We start from the raw sequence: 23811 nt of genomic DNA on the forward strand, positions 1-23811 counted from the left end.
ATCTCAGCGTACAGGGGGCTTGCCGATGCCCGGTCAGATCGATCTGCACACCGACGTGCCGCATTCGGCTCGTATGTACGACTACTTCCTCGGTGGCAAGGACAATTACGAGGCGGATCGTGATGCCGCCGAAAAAGCGTTGCAGGAGTTTCCCGCGGTTCGGGTAACCGCGCGCACGAATCGTGAGTTCATGCGGCATGCCACGCGCTATCTCGCGGGGCAGGGGATTACGCAGTTCCTCGACATCGGCACGGGTATCCCGACGGAGCCGAATCTGCATCAGGTTGCGCAGGAACTGGCGCCGGACGCCCGGGTCGTCTACGTCGACAACGATCCGCTCGTATTCGCACACGCACGAGCACTGCTGGTGAGTTCGCCGGAGGGCCGCATCGCCTACGTCCAGGCCGACGCCGCGCGCCCGCTCGATATCCTCGCAGCCCCGGAACTGCGGGAAACACTGGATCTTTCGCGGCCGGTGGCCGTCTCCCTGATGGCACTGCTCCATTTCGTTCCCGGCGACGTCCACGAGATCGTCAAGACCCTCATGGAGCCCCTGGCACCGGGTTCCTACCTCGCGATCTCGCATGTGACAACGGACTTCGACGACGGCGACTCGGACCCCGACGGCATGGCCCGCCTGCTACAGGTCTACATCGACCGCGGAATTCCCGTCCGTCCCCGCACCCGCGCCGAGGTCGAGCGCTTGTTCGACGGCCTGGAACTGGTGCCCCCCGGCGTAGAGGTGATCCACCGCTGGCGCAGCGAGGGCATCGACCACCCACCCGGCCACGACAAGGTCGTGTCGCTTTACGGCGGCGTGGGCAAGAAGATCTAGGCTGTCCCCGTATTTTGCTGTCTGTGGTTCTTCTTCGAGGTCGAACGACTGGAAGGGGCTCACTGTGGCACAAGAGAGGGTCGGCCGGGTATTCGCCGCGATCGCGGTGGGTGTATTGATGTCCGCTCCGCTTGCGGGGGTGGCGAGCGCCGCGGTCCCGTCGCATCAGCAACCGCCGCCGCCCGGATCGGCAGGGATGTGGCCCAACGAAGGTCGCGATTGGCGCGGTGATGACGGTCCGCGAGATCGTGACCGGCATTGTGATCGGAATGGTTACTGGCACGACAGTGACAATGATCAGTGGGGTCGCCGCGATGACCGTTGTGAATCCTGGTAACCACGAAATCTGACCCGGGTCGGCACCGCACGGTTCGTGCGCTGGTATCACGCGAATGACCCCCGGTCGCAGACCCGGGGGTCATTCGCTCTTTGTATTTCGCGCTCTAATTGGCTTGCGCCGCAACTGATATGGGAATATCGGCCGCGTCGGGCCGCGATCAGCGCACCGGTTCGGTGCAGCTGGTGGGTGGGTCGGCGATGGAGCAGGGGAGTGGGGGACGGGTCGGGTAGTAGTCGGCGCGGCGCGCACCCGAGGTGATCATGTGATGCTCCTTCTCCTGGGAAGTCGGTGGCGCTTGCCCCCGTGATCCGGCCGCATGACTGGACAGTAGGCTGGCGAGGGCAATATCGGTGCAAACGAAACCCGTTCGGCGGGCGGGAGGTCGGACGCATGGCGCGAACACGCGACGCCGAACAGTCGGGTGCGGCGCGGCGCGGCCAGATCCTGGCCGCCGCGATGACGCTGTTCGCCGAGAACGGGTACCGCGGCACCTCGCTGGCGGCGGTCGCCGCCGCGGCGGGCATCACGCGGTCCGGGGTGTTGCACCATTTCTCCAGTAAGGAGGCGCTGCTGTCGGCGGTGCTGGCCGAACGCGATCAGCAGGCGTTCGACGCGGTCGAGGTCGATCGCGAGTACCAGGGTCCGGCGGTACTGCGCGCTCTCGAGATCGTGGATGATCTGGCCGAGCGCAATCGGGCCGATCCGGAGCTCACCCGGTTGAGCCATCTGGCCCTCTTCGGCTCCGCCGACGCCCCGGATGTGGCGCACGAGTGGTCGAATCAGCGCATCCGGACCTACCGCGACAACCTGGCCCGGGTGATCGAGCAGAGCGCCGCCGCCGGTGATATCCGCGCCGACGTCGATACCGAGGCCGCCGCGCTGCTGCTGGTGGGCGCACTCACCGGCCTGACCGAACTCTGGCTGCGCGACGACTCGCTGGACATGGTGGGCGCGGTCCGGATGCTCACCGGCCTGCTGCGCCGGGATCTGGCGCCGGACCAGGACTGACCTTCTCACTGCCCAGGTCCCACCGGGCGATCCAGGTCGGCATTGGCGACCGGGCCACCGGCGAACCGTTCCCGCAGGAACTGCTGCGCCGTGGCCTGCCGCTTCGACGCCTCCAAGCCGTGCTCGCCGATCGGGTCGCGCACGGTGACGACGGTCGTGCTGCCGCGCCGCCAGGCCGCAACCAGATCGTCGGCCTGGGCGACCGGCACGACTTCGTCCGAGTCCGATTGGTAGTCGAGGATGGGCATCGTCGGTGCGCCGCCGCCGAGCGAATTCCGTTGCAGCGCTTCGGTCAGCCGAGTGTCGTCGTGGTACCCGTCGGCGGTGGCCGCGGCCAACCGCCAGAACGGGTAGCGAATCAGCAGTTCGATGACGCACACGTCGGCGGCGGCCGCGGTGTCCGCCCGCCCCCGCTCGTTGAGCAGCTCGTCGATGCGAGCGCCGGGGAACTCGCGCTGATACGACACCAGCACGCCGACCAGAAAGCCCGAGAACACCCCGCCGTCAACGTTTTTCATGACCGCCGGCAGATTCGCGGGCACCCCGCCGAGGGCGGCTCCGGTGAAGGTCAGCTCGGGTTCGTAGGCGGGCTGTAGTTCCGCCGCCCAGCCGGTGGCCGCCGCTCCGCCGGAGTAACCGTCCAGCGCCCAGCGGGTATCCGGTCCGAGCCCGGCGGGCGTGAATGCCCCGGCGGCCCGGACCCCGTCCAGGATGGCGTGCCCGGACTGCGGGCCGGTGAGGAAGGCCGACTTCGGCCCCTCGAAATCGGGTACCGCCACCGCCCAGCCCTCGGACAGCATGGCGGCGATCTGATCCCCGGATTGCAAAGTGCCCGTGGCTATTCCGTACGAGGGCGCGCACCGGGTGCCGGTGGAGTCCTCCGGAATCTGTTCGGATACGGCGGGCCGGGAGCCCGGACCGGTCCAGGGCGCGGTCGGCACCAGCAGCGTGGTGAGGCCCAGCTCCGGGTTTCCCAGCGAATCATTGGTGCGATACGACACCTGCCAGGCGCGCACCGAGACCGGCAGCTTGGTGCCGATCTCCCGCCCCGCCACCACCTGGCCGTTGCGCAGAGAGCCGATATCGGGTGGCGGGGTGTAGAACGGATCCTGTTCCGGCACAACGGAAACGGTGACGGCGGGGGGCTCCTCGGCGGATACCGGCACGGCGGCGGACATCGGCACGGTGGCGGCCGCCGCGGTGACGGTCAGTGTGGCAGCCACCGTAAGACGCGAAAACATGAAATGCACTCTCTCGGTTGATTGTCGAATCGTCGTCGGCCCGCCGCCCCACCGGCCGTCCCGGGTTTCAGCTACCGGATCCGCTGCTGCTGCCGGACCCGCCGCTGCTGCTGCCCGACCCGATCGACGGCGGCATGCGGAGCACGGCGTCGGGCACGCCGGTACCGTTCGGATCGAGCACGCCGCCCTGGTGGGCGTACATGCTCTCGCCGGGTGCGGCATTCACCGTCGAGATGTAACGCCACACGCCGTCGGCCAGCGCGGCGCCACCGGCGACGAGCGTCCCCAGCAGCCCGCCCGCGCCCGCGAAGGTGCCGATGGCGGCGGGTGCGGTTGCCAGGCACGCGGGCCCGACCACCAGGCACGAGCCCAGACCGATGACCGCCCCGACCGCCGCGCCCAGGAGCGCGCCCGCGATCGATCCCAGCGGCACCTTGGCCATATTGGCGGCGAAGTCGTTGACCGCCAGCTGTTCCTCCATGGGGGAGGCGACCGGTTTCAGCCCGGTGTCCGGTGTCAGGGTGAGAGCGCGCCCGGAGTCCATGACCTGGTATCGCATCGGGTGCAGCACGCCGTCGAGCAGAAATCGGGTCGGCAGACTGAGGACGGATTGCCCGTCCAGGGTGTGGATTTCGACTCCCTGCCCGTCGGCGGTGGCGGTGAACAGTGCGTGATCGAGCACGGCCAGCACGGAGTCGCCGACCACCCGGGCGGCGACGGTGGGCTCGGCAGCGGGCTCGGCGGCGGGTTCGGCGAGGGCGGTGCCGGTCCCGGCGGCGACCGCGCACACGGTCAGGGACGCGACGGAAAGCGTTGCGCGAAGGTTCATCTCGGAGTTCCTCGGTGCTTCCCGGTTCAGTTGCCCTCGGCCGGCGCGGCCGGAACGCCTGGCCTGCCCTGGAGGTCCTTGGCGTAAATGCTCTGTCCCGGAGCCGCATTGAGCGCGGTGACGTACTGGTAGACGGCGTAGGCGGCCGCGGGTCCGCCGCCGATGACCAATCCGGCCAGGCCGCCGACGCCGCCGACCAGACTCACGATCGGCAACACCGCGATGACGCAGCCCAGGCTCAGGACCAGGCAGGACGCGCCCGCCACGGTGAATCCGACGCCCAGGCCGATGGCTGCGCCGATGGCGGTGCCGATCAGGCTGCCCACCGAGGTGCCGATGCTGACGGAGTTGATCATGTCGTTCATGGCCAGCTGGTTCTCCAGCGGCGAGGCGACCGGGGTCAGCGGCGCCGCGATCGGGCGGTCGACGGCCGCCGCGTCGGGCGTCAGGCGCAGCGTGCGGCCGTCGTCGGACACCTGCTGGCGAATCGAGAGCCGCTGCCCGTCGATGGTGTAGGCCAGCGGCAGCGAGTCCAGCACGGTGCCCGCGTCGTCGCGAATGCCGATGGCATCCGCGGCGGCCGGGGCGAAGGTGCCGTGGTCCAGGCTGACCACCACGGTGCCGTCGGTCAGGCCGGCGTGGTAGCCGACCGGTGAAACGGATTGTTCGGGAGCCGCGTTCGCGGTGGCCGCGGTCACGGCCACACCGGCGACTGCACAGGCGGCGATCAGGCCCGCGCGACGATTCTGCATGGGAATACCTCAATTGTTCGTACTGCCTTATCGCCGGTGAGCGTACCGACTGATGAGTCAGTCTGCTATAAAATCGCCAAACGAAAATCAGGCACATTCCGTGTGGAAAGGATTCCGACAATGCATCGACGCTATGAGGTACCCGGCACATGACCCCGAAGCTGCCCGCCGAATTCCTGTGGGGCGCGGCCACCTCACCGCATCAAACCGAGGGAAACAACATCGGCAGCGATTGGTGGGCCCTCGAAAACGCCGAACACCCGGTCATTCCTGAGCGCAGCGGGGACGCCGTCGACAGCTATCACCGCTACCCCGCGGACATGGCCCTGCTCGCGGGAGCGGGCTTGAACGCCTACCGGTTCGGCGTCGAGTGGGCGCGTATCGAACCCGAGCGGGGACAGGTCTCGCTCGCGGCGCTCGCCCACTACCGCCGCATGATCGACACCGCGCTCGACTGCGGTCTCACACCGGTCGTCACGCTGCACCACTTCACCGGCCCGCGCTGGTTCGCCGAACTGGGCGGCTGGACGAACCCGCACGCGGTCGGGCATTTCGCGCGGTTCGTGAGCACCGTGGCGCCGATCCTGGGCGATGTGCCCTGGGTGTGCACGATCAACGAGCCGAACATGGTCGCCACCATGGCGGGCGTGCAGCGCGCGGTTCCGGACGCGGAAGCCGTGCGGGCCTTCGCTTCCGGTGCGCTGCCCGACCCGGACCCGGGCGCCGCCCGCATCCTGATCGCGGCCCACCACATCGCCACCGAGATCGTGAAGGCCGAGACCGACGCCGCGGTCGGGTGGAGTGTCGCGCAGCAGGCGTTCGTCGCCGCTCCGGGCTGCGAAGAGCAACTGGCACAGGCGAATCGGCTGTGGGAGGACCCGTACCTGGAGGCCGCCCGCGACGACGATTTCATCGGCACCCAGGCGTACACCAGCCGGGTGGTGGGACCCGGCGGTCCCATCCCGCACGCCGAGGATCCCGGCAACACCCTCACCGGCTGGGCCTATCGGCCGGACGCACTGGCTATCGCGGTGCGTCATGCCTGGCGGGTCACCGGCGGCACTCCGGTGCTGGTCACCGAGAACGGCATTGCCACTGCCGACGACACCCGGCGCATCGCCTACACCACCGAGGCACTCGACCACCTGCGGCTGGCCATGGCCGACGGCGTCGCGGTGCGCGGTTACCTGCACTGGTCGGCGCTGGACAATTACGAATGGGGGCACTGGCGGCCGACTTTCGGGCTCATCGCGGTGGACCGCAAGACCTTCGCCCGCACACCCAAACCCAGCCTGGCCTGGCTGGGCTCGGTCGCCCGCGAGAACGTACTGCCTGTCGCCGCCTGTCAGGAGAAGCAACCGTGCTGATCTACAAACTGGGCCGTCGCTACATGCTCCGAACCTTCATCGCCATGCGCGCCTCGCAGTTCGCCGAGCTGCCGGCGCCCACCGGCCGGGTGGTGTTCTTCGGCGACAGCGCCGCGCAGGCCGATGCGGTGTACATCGATCTGTGGCCCGCCCTCGCCGACGCCAATGGCGCGCTCCGGCAGGAATTCACGCGTGACGGGCTGCATCTGTCGGGTGCCGGGTATGCCGCCTGGATCGAGGTGCTCCGGCCGCATATCGCCGCTCTCCGTCTCGAACGCTGAGCCCCTCCCGCAACAGGCCGCTGGCCGGAACGGAATCCGTTCCGGCCAGCGGCGTTTCGAGGGAGGTCAGCCCGCCTGTTCGGGCGAGGCGGGTTCGGGCGCGATCGCCCCGATGCTCACCTGCTCGATGGCGCGAGGCAGCAGCAGTGCGAACAGCAGCCCGGCGAGGGCGATCGCGGCCGCGATCAGGAATCCGATCTTCAGTCCCGCTTCGGTGTAGACGACCGCGCCATTGAGCATCCGCGTGATCATCGGCGGCAGCTTGGCGACATGGGAACCGTTCATCATGGAGAACGCGATGATCGGCGCGATCGCCGGAATCACGGTCTGGCACACGCTGACCAGCGCTGCCGTCGACGCCTGGATACCGGGCGGCACCGCCGCGATCAGCAGATTCGGCGTCGCCGCGTACGCCAGGCCGGTGCCGAGGCCGACGAGCCCGGCGAAGAGCAGCAGCAGGTCCTTACTGTCGTGGGAATACGCCGTGAGGGCGGAACCCATTGCGGTCGACAGCATTCCGAGCGCCAGCAGCAGACCGGGCCGGATCAGCCGGCGGCCGGCGAGAACACCGACCGCGATACCGCCGACCACGCTCAGCAGTCCGATCGGCGCCAGATATTCGGCGACGCCCTTCGGGGTCACGCCGAAGCCGTAGCCCAGCCCGAGCATGGCCGGGGTCCGGATCAGCATCGGCAGCACCATGGCGTACAAACCCGTTGCGGCATAGACGCATCCGGCGGCGAGGGCGGTGAGCAGCACCGGGCGACGACGCCACAGCCTGATGTCGACCATCGCGTCCCCGGTCCGGGCCGCGGTCGCGAGCCAGGCGACGATCAGCACGGCGCCGACGCCGAGGCAGGCGAGCGTGGACGGCGTGACCCAACCCCACGCCGGTCCCTGCGACACCCCGATGAGCACGATCACCAGTCCGAGACCGAGCAGCGCCGCGCCGCGCACGCCCACCCGGACCGGCAGCCGCACAGTCGATTCCCGCGTGGTGACCGCCACCGCCACCCCCGCGAACGCGGTGACCAGGAAGAAGAACCCGAAGACGGTGCGATACCCGTGATCGTCGAGCAGTCGTTCGGTCAGATACGGCGCGGGAATGGCGGCCAGTCCCACCGCCGAGGTCACGATGGACACCGCCAGCGCAATAATCTTGGGCGGGAACATATCCCGGACCAGCGAGTAGCTCAGGAACAGGCAGGGCACCAGCAGTCCGAACAGGCAGCGCCCGGCCAGGAGGATCGCGAAGCTGGGCGCCAGCGCGGACATCAACGCACCGGCCGCCGACAATGCCAGACAGCTCAGCAGGATTCGGCGCTTGCCGTGCAGATCGGCCAGCTTGCCCAGCAGGGGCGCCGTGGCGGCGCCGACCAGCAGGAACGACGTCATCACCCAGCCGGCCTGGGTGGTATGGAAGTGCGCCGTGATGGCGGGTTCCGCCATCGGCACCAGCGGGTAACTGAGGGCGAGCGTCTCGACGACGGCGACCAGCGCGGCCAGCGAGCAGACCGCGCGCCAATTCCAGCCGGGTTGCGGTATCCCCGGTGGTTCGACCTGCTGGGCGGGTTCGGTGCCGTCGAAGGAGGCAGAGGAGGTCACGACAGGGAGTCCTTTCGAGGGATTGTGAGTGGAGAAGGGTGAAGCCGTTGCCCTGAAAGGGTTTTCGGTGTTCGGAGGGGTTCCCCGCGTCCTCAGCGGACGCTCTTGATCGGCAGCACCGCGAACGCGCCGAGGGCGGAGACGATGGCCGCGGTCGGATAGACCGCGCCGTAGCTGCCGGACAGGTGCACGATCGCGGCCGCGATGGCCGGGGCCAGCACGCTGGGCAGGGTGGTGGCGATATTGAGAATGCCCAGGTCCTTGGCGAAGTCGTCCTTGGCGGGCAGCACCTCGGAGACCAGCGCGATATCGACCGCGGTGAAAATGCCGAAGCCGATGGTCGTCACCGCGCCGGAGGCGAACAGTCCGGCCACCGTCGGGGCGGCGAGCGGAATGAGCGTCGAGGCCGCGACGATCAGCCCACCCACCAGCACCAGGGGTTTGCGGCGGCCGATGCGATCGGAGTACGGCCCCGCCACCACGATGGCCACCAGGAATCCGGGCAGGCCCACCACGCCGACCAGCGGCACCACCTTGGCGGCTTCGCCGGTGCTGAGCCCGATGTAGCCCTGCGCGAGATACAGCTGATAAGTGAGCACCATGAAATAGCCGCCGAAAATGAACAGGCGTCCGAGGAAGGCCCAGCCGAAATCGGGATGTTCGCGAGGATCGACCCACAGGGCGGTGAGGAAGTCCCGCACCGAGAATCCGGGTCGCGGGATGCCGCGATTGTCAGCCTCCGGATTCACCGCGAGAAAGGCCACGACGATCACCAGGATCACGCCGGTCGCGCTGAAGTACCCCAGCGGAATTCGGTCGGCGAACAGCGAGGCGAGGACCGGTCCGACAATGGCCGAGGCGATCGATCCCAATCCGGACAGCGTGGAATACCGGCCGCGCAACGGGATCGGAATCCGGTCGGGAAGGATGGCCGACAGTGGTCCCGCCAGGGCGTTGAAACCGAATTGGATGGTCATGGCGGCCACCACCAGCCAGGCGATGGTGGTCGACAGTCCCGCGGTGATCAGCCCGGCCGCACCGATCAGCGCGCCGAGCAGAATCCACGGGGAGCGGGCCCCCGCCCGGGTGCGGGTGCGATCGGACAGCACCCCGATCAGCGGCTGGGCGACCATGGCGGCCACCGCGCCGGCCGCCTGTACCAGTGCCAGATTGCCGACCTTGGCATCGGCGTCGACGGCCTGAACCTGAAGTGCCAGATAGTATCCCGACACCGCGAAGCCCAATGCGGAGCTCGCGCTGGCGAAGGGCACCGAGGCCAGCAATCGTTTCAGCGCGCGGTCGGCCGGGGGAGCGCCGTCGGGGGTGCGCATCGCGGCGGCGGGAGCGAGCTTTTCGTCCATCTGGTGCTCGCGCTAATCGCCGGAAGGGCATGGTGTTTCGACCCGAGCGGCGAGCGCGTCATCGGCCAGCCGCCACATCTCCTCGACCTGACTGCGGAAGGTGTCGCGGGTGAACTCTGGCAGCGCGAAGACCAGGGGTTCGTTACGCAGGATCCCGTCGACTGCCGCCCGGGCGACGTCGTGCGGTTCGATCGCCAGCGGAATCACTCCGGTGCCGAACGGTTCCCGCGCCCGCCGCCCGAAACTGTCGGGCCGATTGCGCTGTGCGTCGAGGATGCGGGTCGCCGCCTGTCCCGGGCACAGCAGGGTGACGCCGATGCCGTCATCGGCCAGCTCGCTCCGCAGTCCGAGGGTGACGCCGACGACCGCGTGCTTGGTGGCGCTGTACAGCGCGCTGGTGGCGGTGTCCGGCAGGAACGCGTGCGTGGACGCGGTATTCATGACGTGCCGCCACCCGGTGGCCCGGCTCATGCGGGGGAGAAAGGCGTGCAGGCAGTTCAGCATCCCCTCCACATTCACCGACGACAGCCACCGCCAGTCGCCGATCGTCGCGTCGGCGACCGGCCCGAACAGCAGCACCCCCGCGTTGTTGCACAGCAATTCGACCGATCCGAACTCCGCATAGCTCGCCGCCGCCAGCTCCGCCACCGACCCCGGATCCGCCACATCGACCCCGTAGCCGAGCGCCCGTACCCCACTCTCGCGCAGCTCCGCCGCGGCCCGCCGGACACCGATCTCGTCGATGTCGGCCAGCACGACCGACATTCCGCGCGCGCCGAGCTCCGCCGCGAGCGCGGCTCCTATCCCGCCGGCCGCGCCGGTGACCACGGCGGTCCGGCCGCTGAACAGATCTGATTCAGACATGAGGTTCCTTCCTGGGTTTTCGCTCGTCTCCGCCATCCGAAGCAAGCAGACTGACTCATAAGTCGGTCAGCTTAGCCTGTTGCACCGATCACGTCGAGAGCGCAAGGGTAGGCCGCCCGACGGTGCCATCGCGCTGACAGCGCTTTGCCAGGATGGTCCCGCAAACTGCGGGGCATGACGGCGACCGCTGCACCGCCGTGGTCGACACCTTCCGCACCGCCGACGGCTGCATCGCCGAGCCTCGGGACTGCGCGAGGAGGTCCCCGAGATCACCGTCAGTGGTCGTCCGGTTATATGAAAGCCGTTCCACCGCACCGACGTCCGTACCAACTGAAGGAGTCAACCATGTCGCATACCGCGCACCGCGTCGCCCCGATCGCCGTCTTAGCCTCCGTCGCAGCCGGATTGGTCGTCACCGCGCCACAGGCCGCGGCGCACACCATCACCGCGGTCACCGTCGCCCCCGGCGTGGGTGGCGGCTACGGCACCGGCTGCAGCTACCAGGTGTCCGCCACCGTGGACGAGGACGCCTACCGAATCACCTTCATGGACAACGACTATCCGATCCGCAGCAACCAGAACCTCCAGGTCTCCGGCAACACCGCCTCGCTGGCCTGGACACCCTCCACCACCGGCACCCACGTCATCACGGCCCTGTTCACCACCGGTGACCAGGCGCCCGCCACGACGACCGTGCAGGTCGGCGGCGCCGGGGTCAACCTGGGCAGCACCTGCTTCGCACAGTAGGCCGCCGTTGGGCTGAACCGCTCTTCTCGACGATCGCTCTTGTTCCGGATCCCGTCGCGCCACAAGCTATGTGAGGGAGAACGCGCTGAACCTGGTGTGTGCGCGAGGCAGGGAGGTAGGCCGATGGTTGCGGTTTCGGCGGCGGAGGAGCTCCGCGTGCAGGTCGAGGCGACCGACAATGTCCGGCTGCCGCAATCGATACTGCGGCACGCGGTTTCCGCGGGACTGGAACCGCGACAGCTCACCCGGGACTCGGGAGTACCCACCTGGTCGCTGAGCGACGGCGAGGAGTATCGCGTCCCCAGTGCCGGATACCTGCGCACCTGGGAGGTGGTCGAGCACGGGCTCGGTAACCCGGACGCGGCGCTCGATATCGCCGAGCGGTACGTCCTGGGCCAAGTGGGTTTGTACGACTATCTCTTCAGCACCGCGCCGACGCTGGGGGCCGGGCTGGAAATGTGCGGAACGTACCTGGGGGCCATCACCACGAACTTCCGTATGGAGCCGGGCCTCGAGACCGAGGAGGAGGTCACCTTCGAGATCGGCATGATCAATGGCGAGGGCCGGGGCCGTGAGCTGGCCGCGCAGTGGGGCCTGGCCGCGATCTTCACGCGCAGCAGGCTGGTCATGGACGGTCCGGTGAGCCCGGTCCGTATCGCGTTCCACCAGCGGGCGCCGCGCAACCACGACCGGCTGGTCGAGTTGTTCGCCACCGACGCCATCGATTTCGGCGCACCCGCGGACAGCATCACGGTCAGCACCGCCGATCTGGCCCGCCCGCTGCGCACCGCGGACCCGCGGCTGGCCGAGATCCTGCAGCGGTACGCGGCCACCACCCAGCCCGTGGCGCCGCCGCGCGCCACCACCTGGACCGACCATCTGGGCCTGGTCATTTCGGCTGCCCTGGAGCAGGATTCGGTCACCATCGACCAGGTCGCCGCCCGCCTGTTCCTGAGCCGCCGCTCACTGCAGCGGCGCCTGGCCGAGCACGGCACGACCTGGCGCACCGAGCTCGAGCGCGCCCGGCGCCGACGGTACGAGCAGGCCGCGGTGGACGGCCCGCTCACCCGGTCGGAACAGACGGAATTACTCGGTTACAAGGATCTTCGGTCGGCCCGCCGCGCGGTGGAACGGTGGCAGGACTGACGCACTCTCGTCCGGATTGGCACGTTTTTGCCTTGTGATTGGCGCAATCAACCCTCGTCCACGGACCGGTCGTCCCATGAAACTGACGATGCGGGGGAGCCGAATCGAGTGGGTTGATGTCGAGCGAGGGACGTGTGGGACAGATAACGCTCCTTGGTGGAGTGGGCATTTCGGCCGACGGGCAGGTGAAACGGGTCGGTGGTCCGCGGGTGCGCACGCTGCTGGCACTGCTCGCCCTGCAGCCCGGCCGGGCCACGACCTGTGACGCGCTGATCGGCGCCATCTGGGGCGACAGCCTGCCGGCCGATCCGGCGAATGCCCTGCAGACACTGGTGAAACGGCTGCGCGCGGTGCTGCCGGAGCACGCGGCGGTGGAATCGGACGGCGGCGCGTATCGGCTGCGCGTCGCGGCCGACGACATCGACATGCACCGCTTCACGCGCCTGGCCGAGGAGGGCATCGGCCGGTTGGCGGCCGGTGAGGTCGCCGCCGCCGCCCGGACCCTCGATGTCGCGTTCGGCCTGTGGCGCGGTGCGGCCTTCGCGGACCTGGCCGATCATCCGGAACTGTACTGGCACGCGGACCGGCTGAACCAGCTGCGCCTGCACGCGGTCGAGGCCCGTGCCGACGCCTACATCGCACTGGGCCGGGCACGGGAGCTGGTCGCCTCCCTCGAGGCGGAACTCCGCGACGAGCCGTTGCGAGAGTCCTTGGCGGTGCGGGTGATTCATGCGCTGACCGCCGCCGGCCGGTCCGGCCGGGCCCGGGAGGTCTTCGACGCCACCCGTACGCAGCTGCGCCGCGAGCTCGGCGTGCCGCCGTCCCGCGAGCTGGTCCTCGCCCTCGACCGCGGCGAGGGCCCCGCAGCCGCTCCCGCGCCTGCCCTGCCGGTCCGCCTGACCAGCCTGATCGGCCGCGAACCCGACCTGAACCGCCTTGCGACCTTGCTGCCCTCGACCCGGCTGCTGACCCTGACCGGTCCCGGCGGGATCGGCAAGACCAGCCTCGCCCTGGAGGCCGCCACCCGCCTGGCCCCCCACTGGCCGGACGGCTGCCGCCTGGTCGAGCTGGCCGCGATCGGCGACGCCGCCACCGCGGGCGAGCACCTGCTGGCCGGGCTCGGGCTGCGCGCCGAGCCGAATTCGTTGCACGCCTGCCCGATTCACCGCCCGGCCGTCGGCGCGAAGCTGCTGCTCGTCCTCGACAACTGCGAGCACGTGCTCGATATCGCGGAGCTGGTCGCGGACGCGCTCAGCCGCTGCCCCGACCTGACGGTGCTGGCCACCAGCCGCGAGCCCCTCGGCATCAATGGCGAAACCCTGTTCCCGGTCCGGCCTTTGGCGTCGCCGCCACCCGGATCGGCCCCCGCGCAGGCCCTCGGCTCCGCCGCGGTACACCTGTTCCTCGACCGGGCCCGCGCGGTCCGATCCGGCTTCACCCTGACCGACGAGAACTACGAGACGATCGCCGCCATCTGCCGCCGCCTGGACGGCATCCCGCTGGCCCTGGAACTGGCCGCCGCCCGCGTCCACACCATGACCCCCGCCCAGATCCTGCGCCGCCTCGACGACCGTTTCCGCCTGCTGGCCGGCACACGCTCCGCCGTGGAACGGCACCGCTCCCTCTACACCGCCATCGAATGGAGCTGGGACACCCTTGCCGCCCCGGAACGTCGCCTGGCCCAACGCCTCTGGCTGTTCCCGGATGGCGCGACCCTCGAAACCCTCCAGGAGGTCGGCCCCGGCGACATCCTGGGCCCGCTGAGCCGCCTGGTGAACAAATCCCTGGTCGAGTTCGACGGCCGCCGCTACCGGATGCTGGAAACCATCCGGGCTTTCGTCGGTTCCACCGTCTGCTCCGAGCAGAGCGTCGCGTAGTCACCGGGATCGGGTGCGCCGGTACCGCATTCGATCAAGCAGTCGCGGGTGAATCCTTCTTCTCCGAAACGGCGGTGGTGGGCAGGGTGAAAACGGCTGCGATGCAGAGGATGCCGATGGCGAAGCAGGCGAGGGTGTACCAGAGGTTGCCGATGGGGTCGCCGTTGCGGGTGACTCCGCCGGTGGCGTCGAGGAAGTCGGGGAGGGCGGTGGCCCACAGGACGGCCATGACGAGCAGGTAGACCACGCTGTAGGCGCGGACGAACCGGTTGTCGTAGCCGGGGTCGGCCGATCCGGGCTGTCGTCGGCGCGTCCACTGGCGGTACATCAGCACGATCGCCGCCAGGATGAGAACGATCAGTTCGAGCGCGTAGATGATGCCGCGGACGGTCGTGCTGCCGGCTCCGAGCACGGTGGCGGGCAGCGGGAGGATGAAGGTTCCGAGTGAGGCCAGCAGGCCGATCACGATGGTGCGCCAGACCAGTTGGAAGCCGGTGAAGCGCTCGCCGCCGTCGACGCGGCGCCCGACGAACCAGTACACGCAGAACGCCAGCGACATCGGCCACAGCGCGGCGAAGACCACCACGCTCGACAGCGGTACCGAATCGAACATGGGCTGGTTGAGCGGGTTCGAGGTCGACCACTCCCACCAGCGCAGCTGCGGCCCGATCTGATCGAAGATCTCGTAGAACGCGTGGTGCACGAATCCGACGCAGGCCGCCCCGGCGATCGCACCGTAGGTCCGGAAGACCCCCAGCATGCGCACGATCTCGTACGCGAGCGTCGCCATGAACGGATAGATCGCCACGATGTAGAGCGGCAACCGCCCCCACAGGAAATCCACCGTGAAGACGTTGTGCGCGAACATCGTGTCCACATGCCCCGAAATACCGAACGCCGCGGGGAAATACAACGGTGGCTCGATGATGAACAGGTACGCGGTCGCGCCGAACCACAGCACCAGGTTGGTGGGATCGCCGTGGCGGCGCAGCCGCACGATGGCCCACACCAGCGCGAGCACCGAGCCGAGGATCACGGTCAGCTCGAGAACGGGCAGCGTCCAGTTCTCCAGTGCCAGCGGGTTTCTCACCTCGACCAGCCCGCCCGCCGTATCGCAGGAGAAGCCGAGCGATCGGGCGAGCTGGTCGAAGGTGGGTGCGCAGTGGCCGGCCATCAGTTCGCCTCCGCCCCGGTCGCCTCCGCGGTGTACCAGCGCGTGACGTCATACCCGTTGCGGTAGCGCTCGAACCACACATCGGCCAGCGCCGGTGTGTTCTCGTGTGCCGGATCATGGTTGGGCAGCTGGCTGCGGATGATGCCGCGCAGCGCGGTGAGCTGCTCGCCCAGCGGCAGGTCGTCGAAGGCGCGCGGCCCCGGGCCCGCGTAGGGCAGCGCGAAGCGCGGCACCAGCTTGCCCAGCAACTGCTGGTAGCGGTAGGTCGCGAACATCGACATGGCGTCGATCTTCCGATCCTCCAGTGGCACATGCTTGTTGAATCCGGCGCAGGCGATGCGCACGACCCGCAGCACATGCCGGAAGATGGACGGCGCCACCCGCATGCGGTAGAGATCGCTGCCCACCAGCGAATCGAAGATGATGAGCGCGGAACTTCGGTGCTCGACCTCCTCGACGAAATGCCAGATGAACAGCGACGCGACCCGGTCGTCCCCGGGCCGGAACAGCGTCGCCTCGTTGTCCAGCATGAGCTTGAAGACCGAGGTGAAGGTGGCTTCCAGATCGGCGGTGTAGGCCAGCCGGTACTCGAGTGGTGTCTCGGCGGTGAGCCGGTCGAATTCGCCGACCACCTCGTCAAGGGTCTCCTGCAATCCCGGATAGGCGCGGATCAATCCGCGCACATGCTGCCGGTGCGCGGTCGAATGCTGCCCCTCCTGCCGCATGAAGGCGTCGGCCTCCTCGGCGACGGCGGCGTCGGTGAATCGCGGCTTGGCCTGCGTGATCATCTGCACGATCATCTTCTCGAAACCGATGGCCAGGAACGACACCGCGTTGGCCATGCTGGAGAAGGCCGGGTTCTCGGGATTCCAGAGGAACGGCACGTCGTGTTCCTCGAACGCGAACGTCAGCTTCCGCACAATCAAATCCGTCATGTCGGGCGATACCTCGTCTTCTGGCGGTGGATGGGTCCGGTGGCCCGGTCGAGCGCTCCGATGCCGCTGTGAACATACAAACATACACAGGCGCGTACAAGTGTATGATTGGAAAACCCAGCTCAGACCGTATGCCGTACTGGACGGGACGATCCCGCGTGTTACGGTCGGGCCGTGGCACGAAGGCGCGGGTGGGGCGGGAGTCCGCCGGAGAACGACGAGGAGGCATCCCGTCGAATCGTCGCCGCCGCAGTCGAATTGATCGCGCGCACCGGTGCGGAGATCAGCATCGCGGACGTCGCGGAATCGCTCGGGGTGATCCGCCAGACCGTGTACCGGTACTTCCCCAGCGCGGACGCGCTCATGCGGGCCTCGGCCATCGCCTCGGTGGACGACTTCCTGGACCGGCTGGCCGCGCAGGTCAGCGGCATGACCGATCCGGTCGAGGCCATGACCGAGGGCGTCGTCTACACCCTCGCCGAGGTGCGCCGGACGCCGCACCTGGGCATCCTGCTGGCCGCCACCTACTCCAATGCCGACCCCGCCGGCATCACCTCCGCGGAGGCGCAGGCCTTCGGCATGACCATGATCAAACGCTTCGACGTGGACTGGCGGCACTACGGCTACGACGACGAATCCCTGCGCGAGCTGGTGGAATTCCTGCTGCGCACCATGCAGTCGTTCTTCATCTCGCCGGGCAATCCGCCGCGCGAAGACGCGGAGTTGCGGCGGTATCTGCGCCGCTGGATGGGGTCGGCGATCATCGCCCAGGCGAGCACCGTGTCGGGTGCGCCGAACGGGCGGTCGTGATCACGCCAGGTTATTCACTAGGCTAATTGGTTGTGTCGGATTCACGCTCGATGGAGGTTTCCCGCTCCGGTGCAACGCTTTTCGTGCTCGCACTGAGTGCGTTGCTGGCGTTGGTGCTGGTGTTCACGACGGTCGATCCCTGGCTGGAGAAGGCGGGAATTCTCGCGGGCGGGCTCGATGTGCACATCTACCGTGAGGGTGCCTGGCGTTTGCTGCACGGGCATTCGCTGTATCGGGACGAGACCGTCGGCGGGCTGCTCTACACCTACACGCCGTTCTCGGCCATGGCGTTCATCCCGGGGCTCGCCGTGCCCGCGGCCTGGATCACCGCTGCGTTCCTGCTGGTGAATCTCGGTGTGCTGTATACCTGTGTCCTGCTGTGCTGGCGGATGCTCGGCTACCGGATGAACGCACGCGTGGCGAGTATCGGTGCGCTGCTGGCGATTACGTGCGTCTTCCTCGAACCGGTGCGCACCACGCTGTTCTACGGGCAGATCAACCTGGTGCTCATGCTGCTGGTGCTGTGGGACTTCGCACGGCCCGAGGGCGGGCGGCTGCGTGGCCTCGGCGTCGGGGTGGCCGCCGGGATCAAGCTGGTGCCGGCCTTCTTCATCGTGCAGTATCTGGTGCTGCGCCAATGGCGTTCGGCCACGACGGCGTCGGTGACGCTGGCGGCGACGGTCGCCCTGGCCTGGCTCGTCTCACCCGGTGAATCCCGCGAGTACTGGTTCTCGACCTTCTTCCACTCCGAGCGCATCGCGCCCGACACCGAGCCGGCCAACCAGTCGGTCCGGGGAGTGCTCGCGCACCTTACCGGGGGCGGCGCGCCCGTCTGGTTGTGGCTGATCCTCGGGGGTGTGGTGGCGGGTGTGGGCCTGACGCTCGTCGCCGTGCTGGACCGCTGCGGCGAGCGGTTGCTCGCGGTCACGCTGGGCGGGATGACGGCCTGCGCGGTGTCGCCGTTCTCGTGGGGACACCACTGGGTGTGGTTCGTCCCGCTGCTGGTCCATCTCGTGCACCGGGCGCAGACCCGGCCGCCGTGGTGGCTCGCGGCGGCGCTGCTGTTCGTGGCCACCGGGGCATGGACGTACCAGTGGACTCCGGATTTCGCCTCGGTCGGCGTCTTCGTCCTGCCCAAACCCTGGCACACCGAGCCGATTCTGGAGAACGCCCACGTGATCGTGTACGGGTTCGCCCTGCTGTACGGCCTGTCGGTGGCGCGCCGCGCCGAGGTCGAGCGGCCCGGGGCATCGGTCGCGGATCCGATCCGCGTCGGCTGACATACACGAGATTCGCGGCGGGCCATGGTCGCTGATCGAATACTCCGATTTATTCATCGTGATTTGCCGTGACGATGCGGTACCGGAGAGGGATAGCCTAGGAAATTCATAGCAAACACGCTGTCAGCGGTGAAAGGTGCGGTCCGGCGGCGAATTTTGTTCCTTTCCAAGGCATTTCCCGGACTATTCCGGCAGGAATGGATTTGATTGCCATCCGTCCAGTCTCCGGCAACGAATAGGTGATCAGCACCGTTGGCGGTTCAGGTACGAACCGACTGGTAACGGTTATTTGTTCAGAATTTTCCACAAAGGAGGAAAGGCCCATGATTCCGCACTTCATCGGCGACTTCATCGACGCTGTGAACACCCTCATCGCGAAGTGGTTCCTCCCGTAGAGCCGCCGGTCCGGGGCGGTCCGCCGCCCCGGACCCCGATCTCACCCGTGCTACCGTGCCCCGGAACAGGAGGGCGCACATGGTGAAAAATGTTGTGGCACAGGTTGTGGGCGGGGTCAATGCCGGTATCGTGGCGCTGACCAAGCTCCCGGTGATCGGCCCGCTCATGGGCCGCGGATTCGTCGTCATCACCTACACGGGCCGCCGCTCGGGCAAGACTTTCTCCACGCCGGTCAACTACTGGCGTTCGGGCGACGAACTCGTCATCGGCGTCGGCATGCCGGACAAGAAGAGCTGGTGGCGCAACTTCCAGGGCGAGGGCGGGCCGATCTCGTTGCACCTGAACGGCGTCGACCGCACGGGCCACGCGGTGACCCAGCGCGACGACGGCCGGGTCTCGGTGCGGGTCACCCTCGACGACAAGGCCTGAGCGCCACCGCGGCCGGGCCGCGGCCCATTTCGGCAATACAGTGGCTGCATGAACATCTGCGTGTTTCTGTCGGCCGCCGACCTCGACGAGCGCTACACCGGGCCCGCCCGCGAGTTCGCGGAGTTGATCGGGAAGGGCGGGCACACGCTGGTGTGGGGCGGGTCCGAAGCCGGGTTGATGAAGGTCGTTGCCGACGGGGTGCAGAACAGCGGCGGCAGGCTGGTCGGGGTGTCGGCGGAGTTCCTGCGCGGCAAGGCGCGTGCCAACGCCGACGAGATGATCATCGCCCCCGATCTGGCCGCGCGGAAGGCGAAGCTGCTCGAGCTCGCCGACTGCGTGGTCATCATGGTCGGCGGCACCGGGACCCTCGACGAGGCCACCGAGATCCTCGAGATGAAAAAGCATAGGATGCACCGGAAGCCGGTGGTCCTGCTGAACACCGCCGGGTTCTACGACGGGCTGATGCAGCAGTTCGAGCGCATGGAGGCGGAGGGCTTCCTGCCGCTGCCGCTGGCCGACCTCGTGTACTTCGCCGCCGACGGTGCGCACGCGATGGCCTATCTCGAGAACGCGGTACGACGCGGCTGAGCGTCTCCCCGGGCGGATTCGCGTTGCCGCGCCGCGGGGTCCGTGCCAGCCTGGTTGCAGTGGGACATCTGCCCGGGCATATCGATGTGCGTCCGGCCGGGTGCTCGAGGAGGCAGCCGTGAAGGACCGGGCAGGACTCGGGGAGCGCTCGGCGCTGCGCGTCACCGTCGATTTCACCGACGCGGCCCATCGGTCGCTGGGGGTGGGCTGGTCGGTGGACGCGGCGGCCTACCGGCGGTTCGAATCAGCGCGAATCTTCCTGGTGGCGCTCGGTTCCCGGCCCTGCCGGACCTATCTGGGGCTGGTCGACGGGCAGGATCGGACCTCGATCCAGCTGCCCGAGGCGCTCCCCGCCGGCGCGTACGCCATCGATATCGACGCCTACGGCAGTGCCAGCTGGGGCGACGGCCGGCTGGACGCCCGCGGGCGCAGCCCGGTCTTCACCGTCGAGCCCGAGGCGGCCGAATCCGCCGACGCCGATTAGCGCGTCAGTTGTATTTCGTTGCGGTGTAATCGTTTTCGCTGGTATCTGGGGTTTCTGGAGTGGGCTTGATGGCCTCTGCGCCAGTCTGCGGCGGCGAGGGTGATATGCCGATACCACGGGCCACCCTGGCCGTTCTCCACCCGCCCAGCGGTGCCCCAATACTGACGCTGGACGCCGGCCGATTTCGTTCCCTTCTTGAGGAATCCGGTCTCGTCGACCACCAGGACACGATCCGGGCCCGCGAGCGCCTTGGCCACATACGAACGCAACCGATCACGCAGCTCATCGGCATCCCAGTGGGACCGGTTCAAGAAGTGCTGCAACCCACCCGTCTCCACCACACCCGCGGCCTCGGGCAACGGCCAGGAGTTCTTCCGCTCCACCGGCGCCAGCATCCCGGTCAGATAGAGCCTGACCCCTATGCCGAAACATCCTCAGCGACAACATCATCCGGCAGGACAAGAAGCCTGTCTGAATCAATACGGCTGCAGCACAACGAGATACAACTGTCATGCTGGCCCTGGATATACGCCGCGCACTGTCCTCGCCGTCAAACATGCTGAGTGATCATCATGGGCGATTACCACCGAACGAGCCCCGAACCAACGCAGATCGGTCCGGGGCTCGTTCGGTAGCTCGTCACATCGTCGAGGCGGGGAGCCTTCTCCAGCCTATGAAGTCAGCCCGAGAATCTTTCTCACGTCCCTGCCGGCTCGGATGCCCGATTCGATCGCGCCATCGATGAAAGAGCTCCAGAACGACGCAATTTCGCCGCTTGCGAAGGCAATTCGTCCTTCCGGTTTGCTCAGCGTCCGATGGGGTGCCAAACGGGAAAGCTGCCCAGGCCAGAGGATCGGCCAGCCGCCACGCGTGAACTCATCGTCTGCGCCCCAGCTGCCGCTGTGAACCTCGAGAACCTCGACGTTCGGCAGCAGTGCACGGATGGCTGCACCGACTTCTTCGGGGTCGTCGGGATCGTGCATTGCGGAGCTGCAATAGAACAAGGCGACCTGCTCATCTTGCGATCGATGATGGCTTGTCCAGAGCAGGGCAAGGGGGTCGCCGGGCCGGGAATTGACGTAGATCCGACGAGTCTCGCCTTTCAGCACTGCAACGCCCTTCGATCCCCTCGGCGACTGCAACCCTGCGCGTGCAGCGTCGAGTCGTCCCGGCGAGAGAGCCGGCGAGAATTCCAGGTAGGGCCAAACGCCGGCCGGTGTTGCGACCACCGCGGCTCCCGCAGAGACCACCTCACCGGTAGCCAGTGTCACTTCGACCCCGGTGTCACTGGAGGTGATGCCCTTGACCGGTGCGGCCAGGCGGACCTCCGCCCCACCGTCGGCGAGAATCGCGTCGAGCAGACTCGTCATGCCGTGCTTCAGCTTGTAGCTCGCCAAAGCCAGCCACAAAGCGTCGTACCCGTGACCGACCAACGCCCACCATCGCAGCAGTGCGGAGTAGCTGCCCTTTTCCGCCACTTCGCCCGACAGCGTCGACAACAATGCGCTCAGGTGCGCGGCGTCGTCGGGAGCCAGATCCAGCTGGTCGATCCGATCCCGTACCGTCAGCTGATCGACTTCGGCCACCGCGTCGGCGGCGAACAGCGGGTCGTACGGTCGGGGGAAGACTCGCCAGGAATCCTCGAAAAACCGCTCCAGCAGCGCCTTTTCGCGCTCCGCGTGTGCTTCGGCGGTGGTCCATTCCAGTCCGTCACCATGGGCGGAGAGGACCCAGTCGGCGGGTGCGGCATTGGCGTCCACAACGTCGCCGGTGAGGTCGTATCGCATGATCTCGGTCCAGGTGTGCGGTTGAGACCAGTGCACGAACGTCCCGCCGAGGTCGATCGTCTCGCCGTCGGACAGTTGCGAAGTCCAGATCCGCCCGCCGACCCGATCTCGGCCCTCGAGCACCAGCGTGCGCAGACCGCGGATCGCGCACTCTCTCGCCGCCGTGGCGCCGGCGAATCCGGCGCCGATCACCACCACGTCATAGGCCGCCGAAGGCGTTTGCCCGGTCATCGCAGAATCTCGCGAACGTCGCGGGCGGCGCGCAACCCTGACTCGATGGCCCCATCGATGAACGAGGTCCAGTGCGAGGCAATGTCGCCTGTCGCGAACACCACCCTGCCCTCCTGTTTGGAGAAGTTCTCGTAGGGCTCCCACCGGGTCAGCTGGCCGGGCTTCAACATCGGCCAGCCGCCGAGCGAGAACTCATCGGTAGGACCGAAAAGGCTGGCATGCAATTCGCCGAGTTCGACATGCGGCAACAGTTTGGTGAGTTCCACCTCGATCTCCACAGGGTCTTCCGGGTCTTTCATCGACGGACCGCAGTAGAACACCACGACCTGCTCATCCTCGGAGATCCGCTTCCCGGTCCACAAGAGGTTGATCGGATCGCCCGGACGGCCGTTGATGAATATGTTCCGCGGCTCGCCCTTGAGCACAACGACACCCTTCGATCCGCGCGGTGTCTGCATTCCGGCGCGTGCGGCTTCGAGTCGTTCGGGCGAAAGTGTCGGGGAGAACTGGAGATTCGGCCAAATCCCGCTCGGGGTAGCCACCACCGCGACGCGGCCCTTGACCACCTCACCGGTGGCCAGCGTCACCTGCACACCGGTTTCGTCGGAGGCGACCCCCTTGACCGGCGAGGACAACCTCACCTCCGTCCCGCTGTCGGACAGGATCGCATCGAGCAGCGGCAGGGTGCCGTGCTTCAGCTTGTAGCCGGACAGCGCCGACCACAGTCCTTCGTAGGTGTGACCGGTCAGCGCCCACCACCGCAACAGGGAGAGGTAACTGGTCTCCTCGGCAGTGTTCGACGACATCGCCGACAAGACGGCACTCAAGTGAGCGTCGTCATCCGCCGCCAAGTCGAGTTGATCGAGGCGATCGCGGACCGTCATATGGTCGAGAGCGGCTACCTCGTCGCGGGCGAACAGCGGGTCGTACGGCCGCGGAAAGACCGTCCACGACTGCTCGAAGAAGCGCTCCATCAAATGCTTCTCGATTTCGGCGTGCTGCTCGGCCGTGCGCCAGTCGAGACCGCCGCCCGCGGGGGACAGCACCCAGTCCGCCGGTGTCTCGATCGAGTCGACGAGGTCGCCGGTCAGTCCGTATCGAGTGACCTCGGCCCAGAACTGGGGCTGAGTCCAGTGCACAAACGTGCCACCGATGTCGAGGGGTTCGCCGTCGTCGGTCTGAATGGTCCAGGTTCGCCCGCCGATCCGATCGCGCGCCTCCAGGATCACTGTTCGCAGCCCACGGTTGGCCAACTCGCGCGCGACGATCGCACCCGCGAACCCAGCGCCGATGATCACCGCGTCGTACGTGTCCTCGTACAGCCCTTCATTGGAATGCATCAGATGTCACTCTCACTCTTGTTCTGTGGCAATCGAATCGACCGATTGCCGATCCTGCGGGCGCTCCGTGAATCGGTGGGATCACGAGGAACCCGATCAAATCG

At 67.8% G+C, this 23811-nt stretch carries 23 protein-coding genes and 1 pseudogene; 12 read left to right on the plus strand and 12 right to left on the minus strand.

The features are described 5' to 3' along the window. The first annotated feature begins 25 nt into the window (after positions 1–25). Together ACFXIV_RS13440 and ACFXIV_RS13445 are read left to right on the plus strand one after the other, a co-directional pair. A complete protein-coding gene (locus ACFXIV_RS13440) occupies positions 26–835 on the plus strand; it encodes an SAM-dependent methyltransferase (RefSeq protein WP_379399425.1) in 810 nt (269 codons plus the stop codon). A gap of 730 nt (positions 836–1565) precedes the next feature. Next, a complete protein-coding gene (locus tag ACFXIV_RS13445) occupies positions 1566–2183 on the plus strand; it encodes a TetR family transcriptional regulator (RefSeq protein ID WP_379399424.1) in 618 nt (205 codons plus the stop codon). Between the two features lie 5 nt (positions 2184–2188). Here ACFXIV_RS13445 and ACFXIV_RS13450 read toward each other — a convergent pair whose 3' ends face one another. From ACFXIV_RS13450 to ACFXIV_RS13460, 3 genes are all read right to left on the minus strand, one after another. Continuing rightward, positions 2189–3406, minus strand: coding sequence for a lipase family protein (locus ACFXIV_RS13450; RefSeq protein ID WP_379399423.1), 1218 nt, complete (start codon positions 3404–3406; stop codon positions 2189–2191). 85 nt (positions 3407–3491) lie between these two features. Then, complete coding sequence (locus tag ACFXIV_RS13455; protein WP_379399422.1) at positions 3492–4253, minus strand: hypothetical protein; 762 nt, start codon at positions 4251–4253, stop codon at positions 3492–3494. Between the two features lie 26 nt (positions 4254–4279). After that, positions 4280–5005, minus strand: coding sequence for a hypothetical protein (locus tag ACFXIV_RS13460; RefSeq protein ID WP_379399421.1), 726 nt, complete (start codon positions 5003–5005; stop codon positions 4280–4282). 149 nt (positions 5006–5154) lie between these two features. Here ACFXIV_RS13460 and ACFXIV_RS13465 point away from each other — a divergent pair, with 149 nt between their 5' ends. Further along, complete coding sequence (locus ACFXIV_RS13465) at positions 5155–6372, plus strand: glycoside hydrolase family 1 protein (protein WP_379399420.1); 1218 nt, start codon at positions 5155–5157, stop codon at positions 6370–6372. Next, entirely contained in the window at positions 6366–6653 is a 288-nt protein-coding gene (locus ACFXIV_RS13470) for a hypothetical protein (protein WP_379399419.1), read from the plus strand. Before ACFXIV_RS13465 ends, ACFXIV_RS13470 begins: the two co-directional genes overlap by 7 nt. 66 nt (positions 6654–6719) lie before the next feature. Here ACFXIV_RS13470 and ACFXIV_RS13475 read toward each other — a convergent pair whose 3' ends face one another. The 3 genes from ACFXIV_RS13475 to ACFXIV_RS13485 all read right to left on the minus strand — a co-directional run bounded on the left by ACFXIV_RS13475 (position 6720) and on the right by ACFXIV_RS13485 (position 10483). Continuing rightward, positions 6720–8258 carry an MFS transporter gene (locus ACFXIV_RS13475; RefSeq protein ID WP_379399418.1) on the minus strand — a complete coding sequence of 513 codons (1539 nt, stop codon included), beginning with the start codon at positions 8256–8258 and terminating at the stop codon, positions 6720–6722. Positions 8259–8350: 92 nt separating this feature from the next. Beyond that, positions 8351–9619 carry an MFS transporter gene (locus ACFXIV_RS13480; RefSeq protein ID WP_379399417.1) on the minus strand — a complete coding sequence of 423 codons (1269 nt, stop codon included), beginning with the start codon at positions 9617–9619 and terminating at the stop codon, positions 8351–8353. A gap of 12 nt (positions 9620–9631) precedes the next feature. Next, a complete protein-coding gene (locus ACFXIV_RS13485) occupies positions 9632–10483 on the minus strand; it encodes an SDR family oxidoreductase (protein ID WP_379399416.1) in 852 nt (283 codons plus the stop codon). A 345-nt stretch (positions 10484–10828) separates the two neighbouring features. On the opposite strand from ACFXIV_RS13485, the gene ACFXIV_RS13490 reads away from it, so the two are divergent. The 3 genes from ACFXIV_RS13490 (at position 10829) to ACFXIV_RS13500 (ending at position 14253) form a co-directional block, all read left to right on the plus strand. Next, positions 10829–11230, plus strand: coding sequence for a hypothetical protein (locus ACFXIV_RS13490; protein WP_379399415.1), 402 nt, complete (start codon positions 10829–10831; stop codon positions 11228–11230). Between the two features lie 123 nt (positions 11231–11353). Then, positions 11354–12376, plus strand: coding sequence for an AraC family transcriptional regulator ligand-binding domain-containing protein (locus ACFXIV_RS13495; RefSeq protein WP_379399414.1), 1023 nt, complete (start codon positions 11354–11356; stop codon positions 12374–12376). Positions 12377–12537: 161 nt separating this feature from the next. Further along, positions 12538–14253 carry a BTAD domain-containing putative transcriptional regulator gene (locus ACFXIV_RS13500; RefSeq protein WP_379399413.1) on the plus strand — a complete coding sequence of 572 codons (1716 nt, stop codon included), beginning with the start codon at positions 12538–12540 and terminating at the stop codon, positions 14251–14253. A gap of 34 nt (positions 14254–14287) precedes the next feature. On the opposite strand, the gene ACFXIV_RS13505 is transcribed toward ACFXIV_RS13500, so the two are convergent. Beyond that, entirely contained in the window at positions 14288–15427 is a 1140-nt protein-coding gene (locus ACFXIV_RS13505) for a hypothetical protein (RefSeq protein ID WP_379399412.1), read from the minus strand. Further along, positions 15427–16362, minus strand: coding sequence for a metal-dependent hydrolase (locus tag ACFXIV_RS13510; RefSeq protein WP_379399411.1), 936 nt, complete (start codon positions 16360–16362; stop codon positions 15427–15429). Before ACFXIV_RS13510 ends, ACFXIV_RS13505 begins: the two co-directional genes overlap by 1 nt. Positions 16363–16536: 174 nt before the next feature. On the opposite strand from ACFXIV_RS13510, the gene ACFXIV_RS13515 reads away from it, so the two are divergent. Both ACFXIV_RS13515 and ACFXIV_RS13520 read left to right on the plus strand, forming a co-directional pair. Then, positions 16537–17172, plus strand: a complete 636-nt coding sequence (locus ACFXIV_RS13515) for a TetR/AcrR family transcriptional regulator (RefSeq protein WP_379399410.1) — start codon at positions 16537–16539, stop codon at positions 17170–17172. Positions 17173–17204: 32 nt separating this feature from the next. Next, positions 17205–18452 carry a glycosyltransferase 87 family protein gene (locus tag ACFXIV_RS13520; RefSeq protein WP_379399409.1) on the plus strand — a complete coding sequence of 416 codons (1248 nt, stop codon included), beginning with the start codon at positions 17205–17207 and terminating at the stop codon, positions 18450–18452. Between the two features lie 106 nt (positions 18453–18558). Here ACFXIV_RS13520 and ACFXIV_RS13525 read toward each other — a convergent pair whose 3' ends face one another. Then, on the minus strand, positions 18559–18825 hold the full coding sequence (locus ACFXIV_RS13525) for a hypothetical protein (protein WP_379399408.1): 267 nt from the start codon (positions 18823–18825) through the stop codon (positions 18559–18561). 101 nt (positions 18826–18926) lie between these two features. On the opposite strand from ACFXIV_RS13525, the gene ACFXIV_RS13530 reads away from it, so the two are divergent. From ACFXIV_RS13530 to ACFXIV_RS13540, 3 genes are all read left to right on the plus strand, one after another. Beyond that, positions 18927–19277, plus strand: coding sequence for a nitroreductase/quinone reductase family protein (locus ACFXIV_RS13530; RefSeq protein WP_379399407.1), 351 nt, complete (start codon positions 18927–18929; stop codon positions 19275–19277). Between the two features lie 48 nt (positions 19278–19325). Beyond that, positions 19326–19865 (plus strand): TIGR00730 family Rossman fold protein, encoded by a 540-nt coding sequence (locus tag ACFXIV_RS13535; RefSeq protein ID WP_379399406.1) that lies wholly within the window; start codon positions 19326–19328, stop codon positions 19863–19865. 118 nt (positions 19866–19983) lie between these two features. Next, the gene (locus tag ACFXIV_RS13540) at positions 19984–20349 is read left to right on the plus strand and encodes a hypothetical protein (RefSeq protein ID WP_379399405.1); all 366 of its coding nucleotides are present in this window, start codon (positions 19984–19986) and stop codon (positions 20347–20349) included. Here ACFXIV_RS13540 and ACFXIV_RS13545 read toward each other — a convergent pair. The 3 genes and pseudogenes from ACFXIV_RS13545 to ACFXIV_RS13555 all read right to left on the minus strand — a co-directional run. Further along, positions 20346–20756, minus strand: a pseudogene (locus tag ACFXIV_RS13545) (transposase); the annotation flags it as partial. The gene ACFXIV_RS13540 and the pseudogene ACFXIV_RS13545 sit on opposite strands and share 4 nt — an antisense overlap. A 264-nt stretch (positions 20757–21020) precedes the next feature. Next, positions 21021–22367: a flavin monoamine oxidase family protein gene (locus ACFXIV_RS13550; protein WP_379399404.1), complete on the minus strand. Its 1347-nt coding sequence runs from the start codon at positions 22365–22367 to the stop codon at positions 21021–21023. Beyond that, on the minus strand, positions 22364–23707 hold the full coding sequence (locus tag ACFXIV_RS13555) for a flavin monoamine oxidase family protein (RefSeq protein ID WP_379399403.1): 1344 nt from the start codon (positions 23705–23707) through the stop codon (positions 22364–22366). Before ACFXIV_RS13555 ends, ACFXIV_RS13550 begins: the two co-directional genes overlap by 4 nt. Between the last annotated feature and the right edge of the window lie 104 nt (positions 23708–23811).

The sequence above is a fragment of the Nocardia sp. NPDC059236 genome (genome assembly GCF_042754085.1).
GTDB lineage: Bacteria > Actinomycetota > Actinomycetes > Mycobacteriales > Mycobacteriaceae > Nocardia.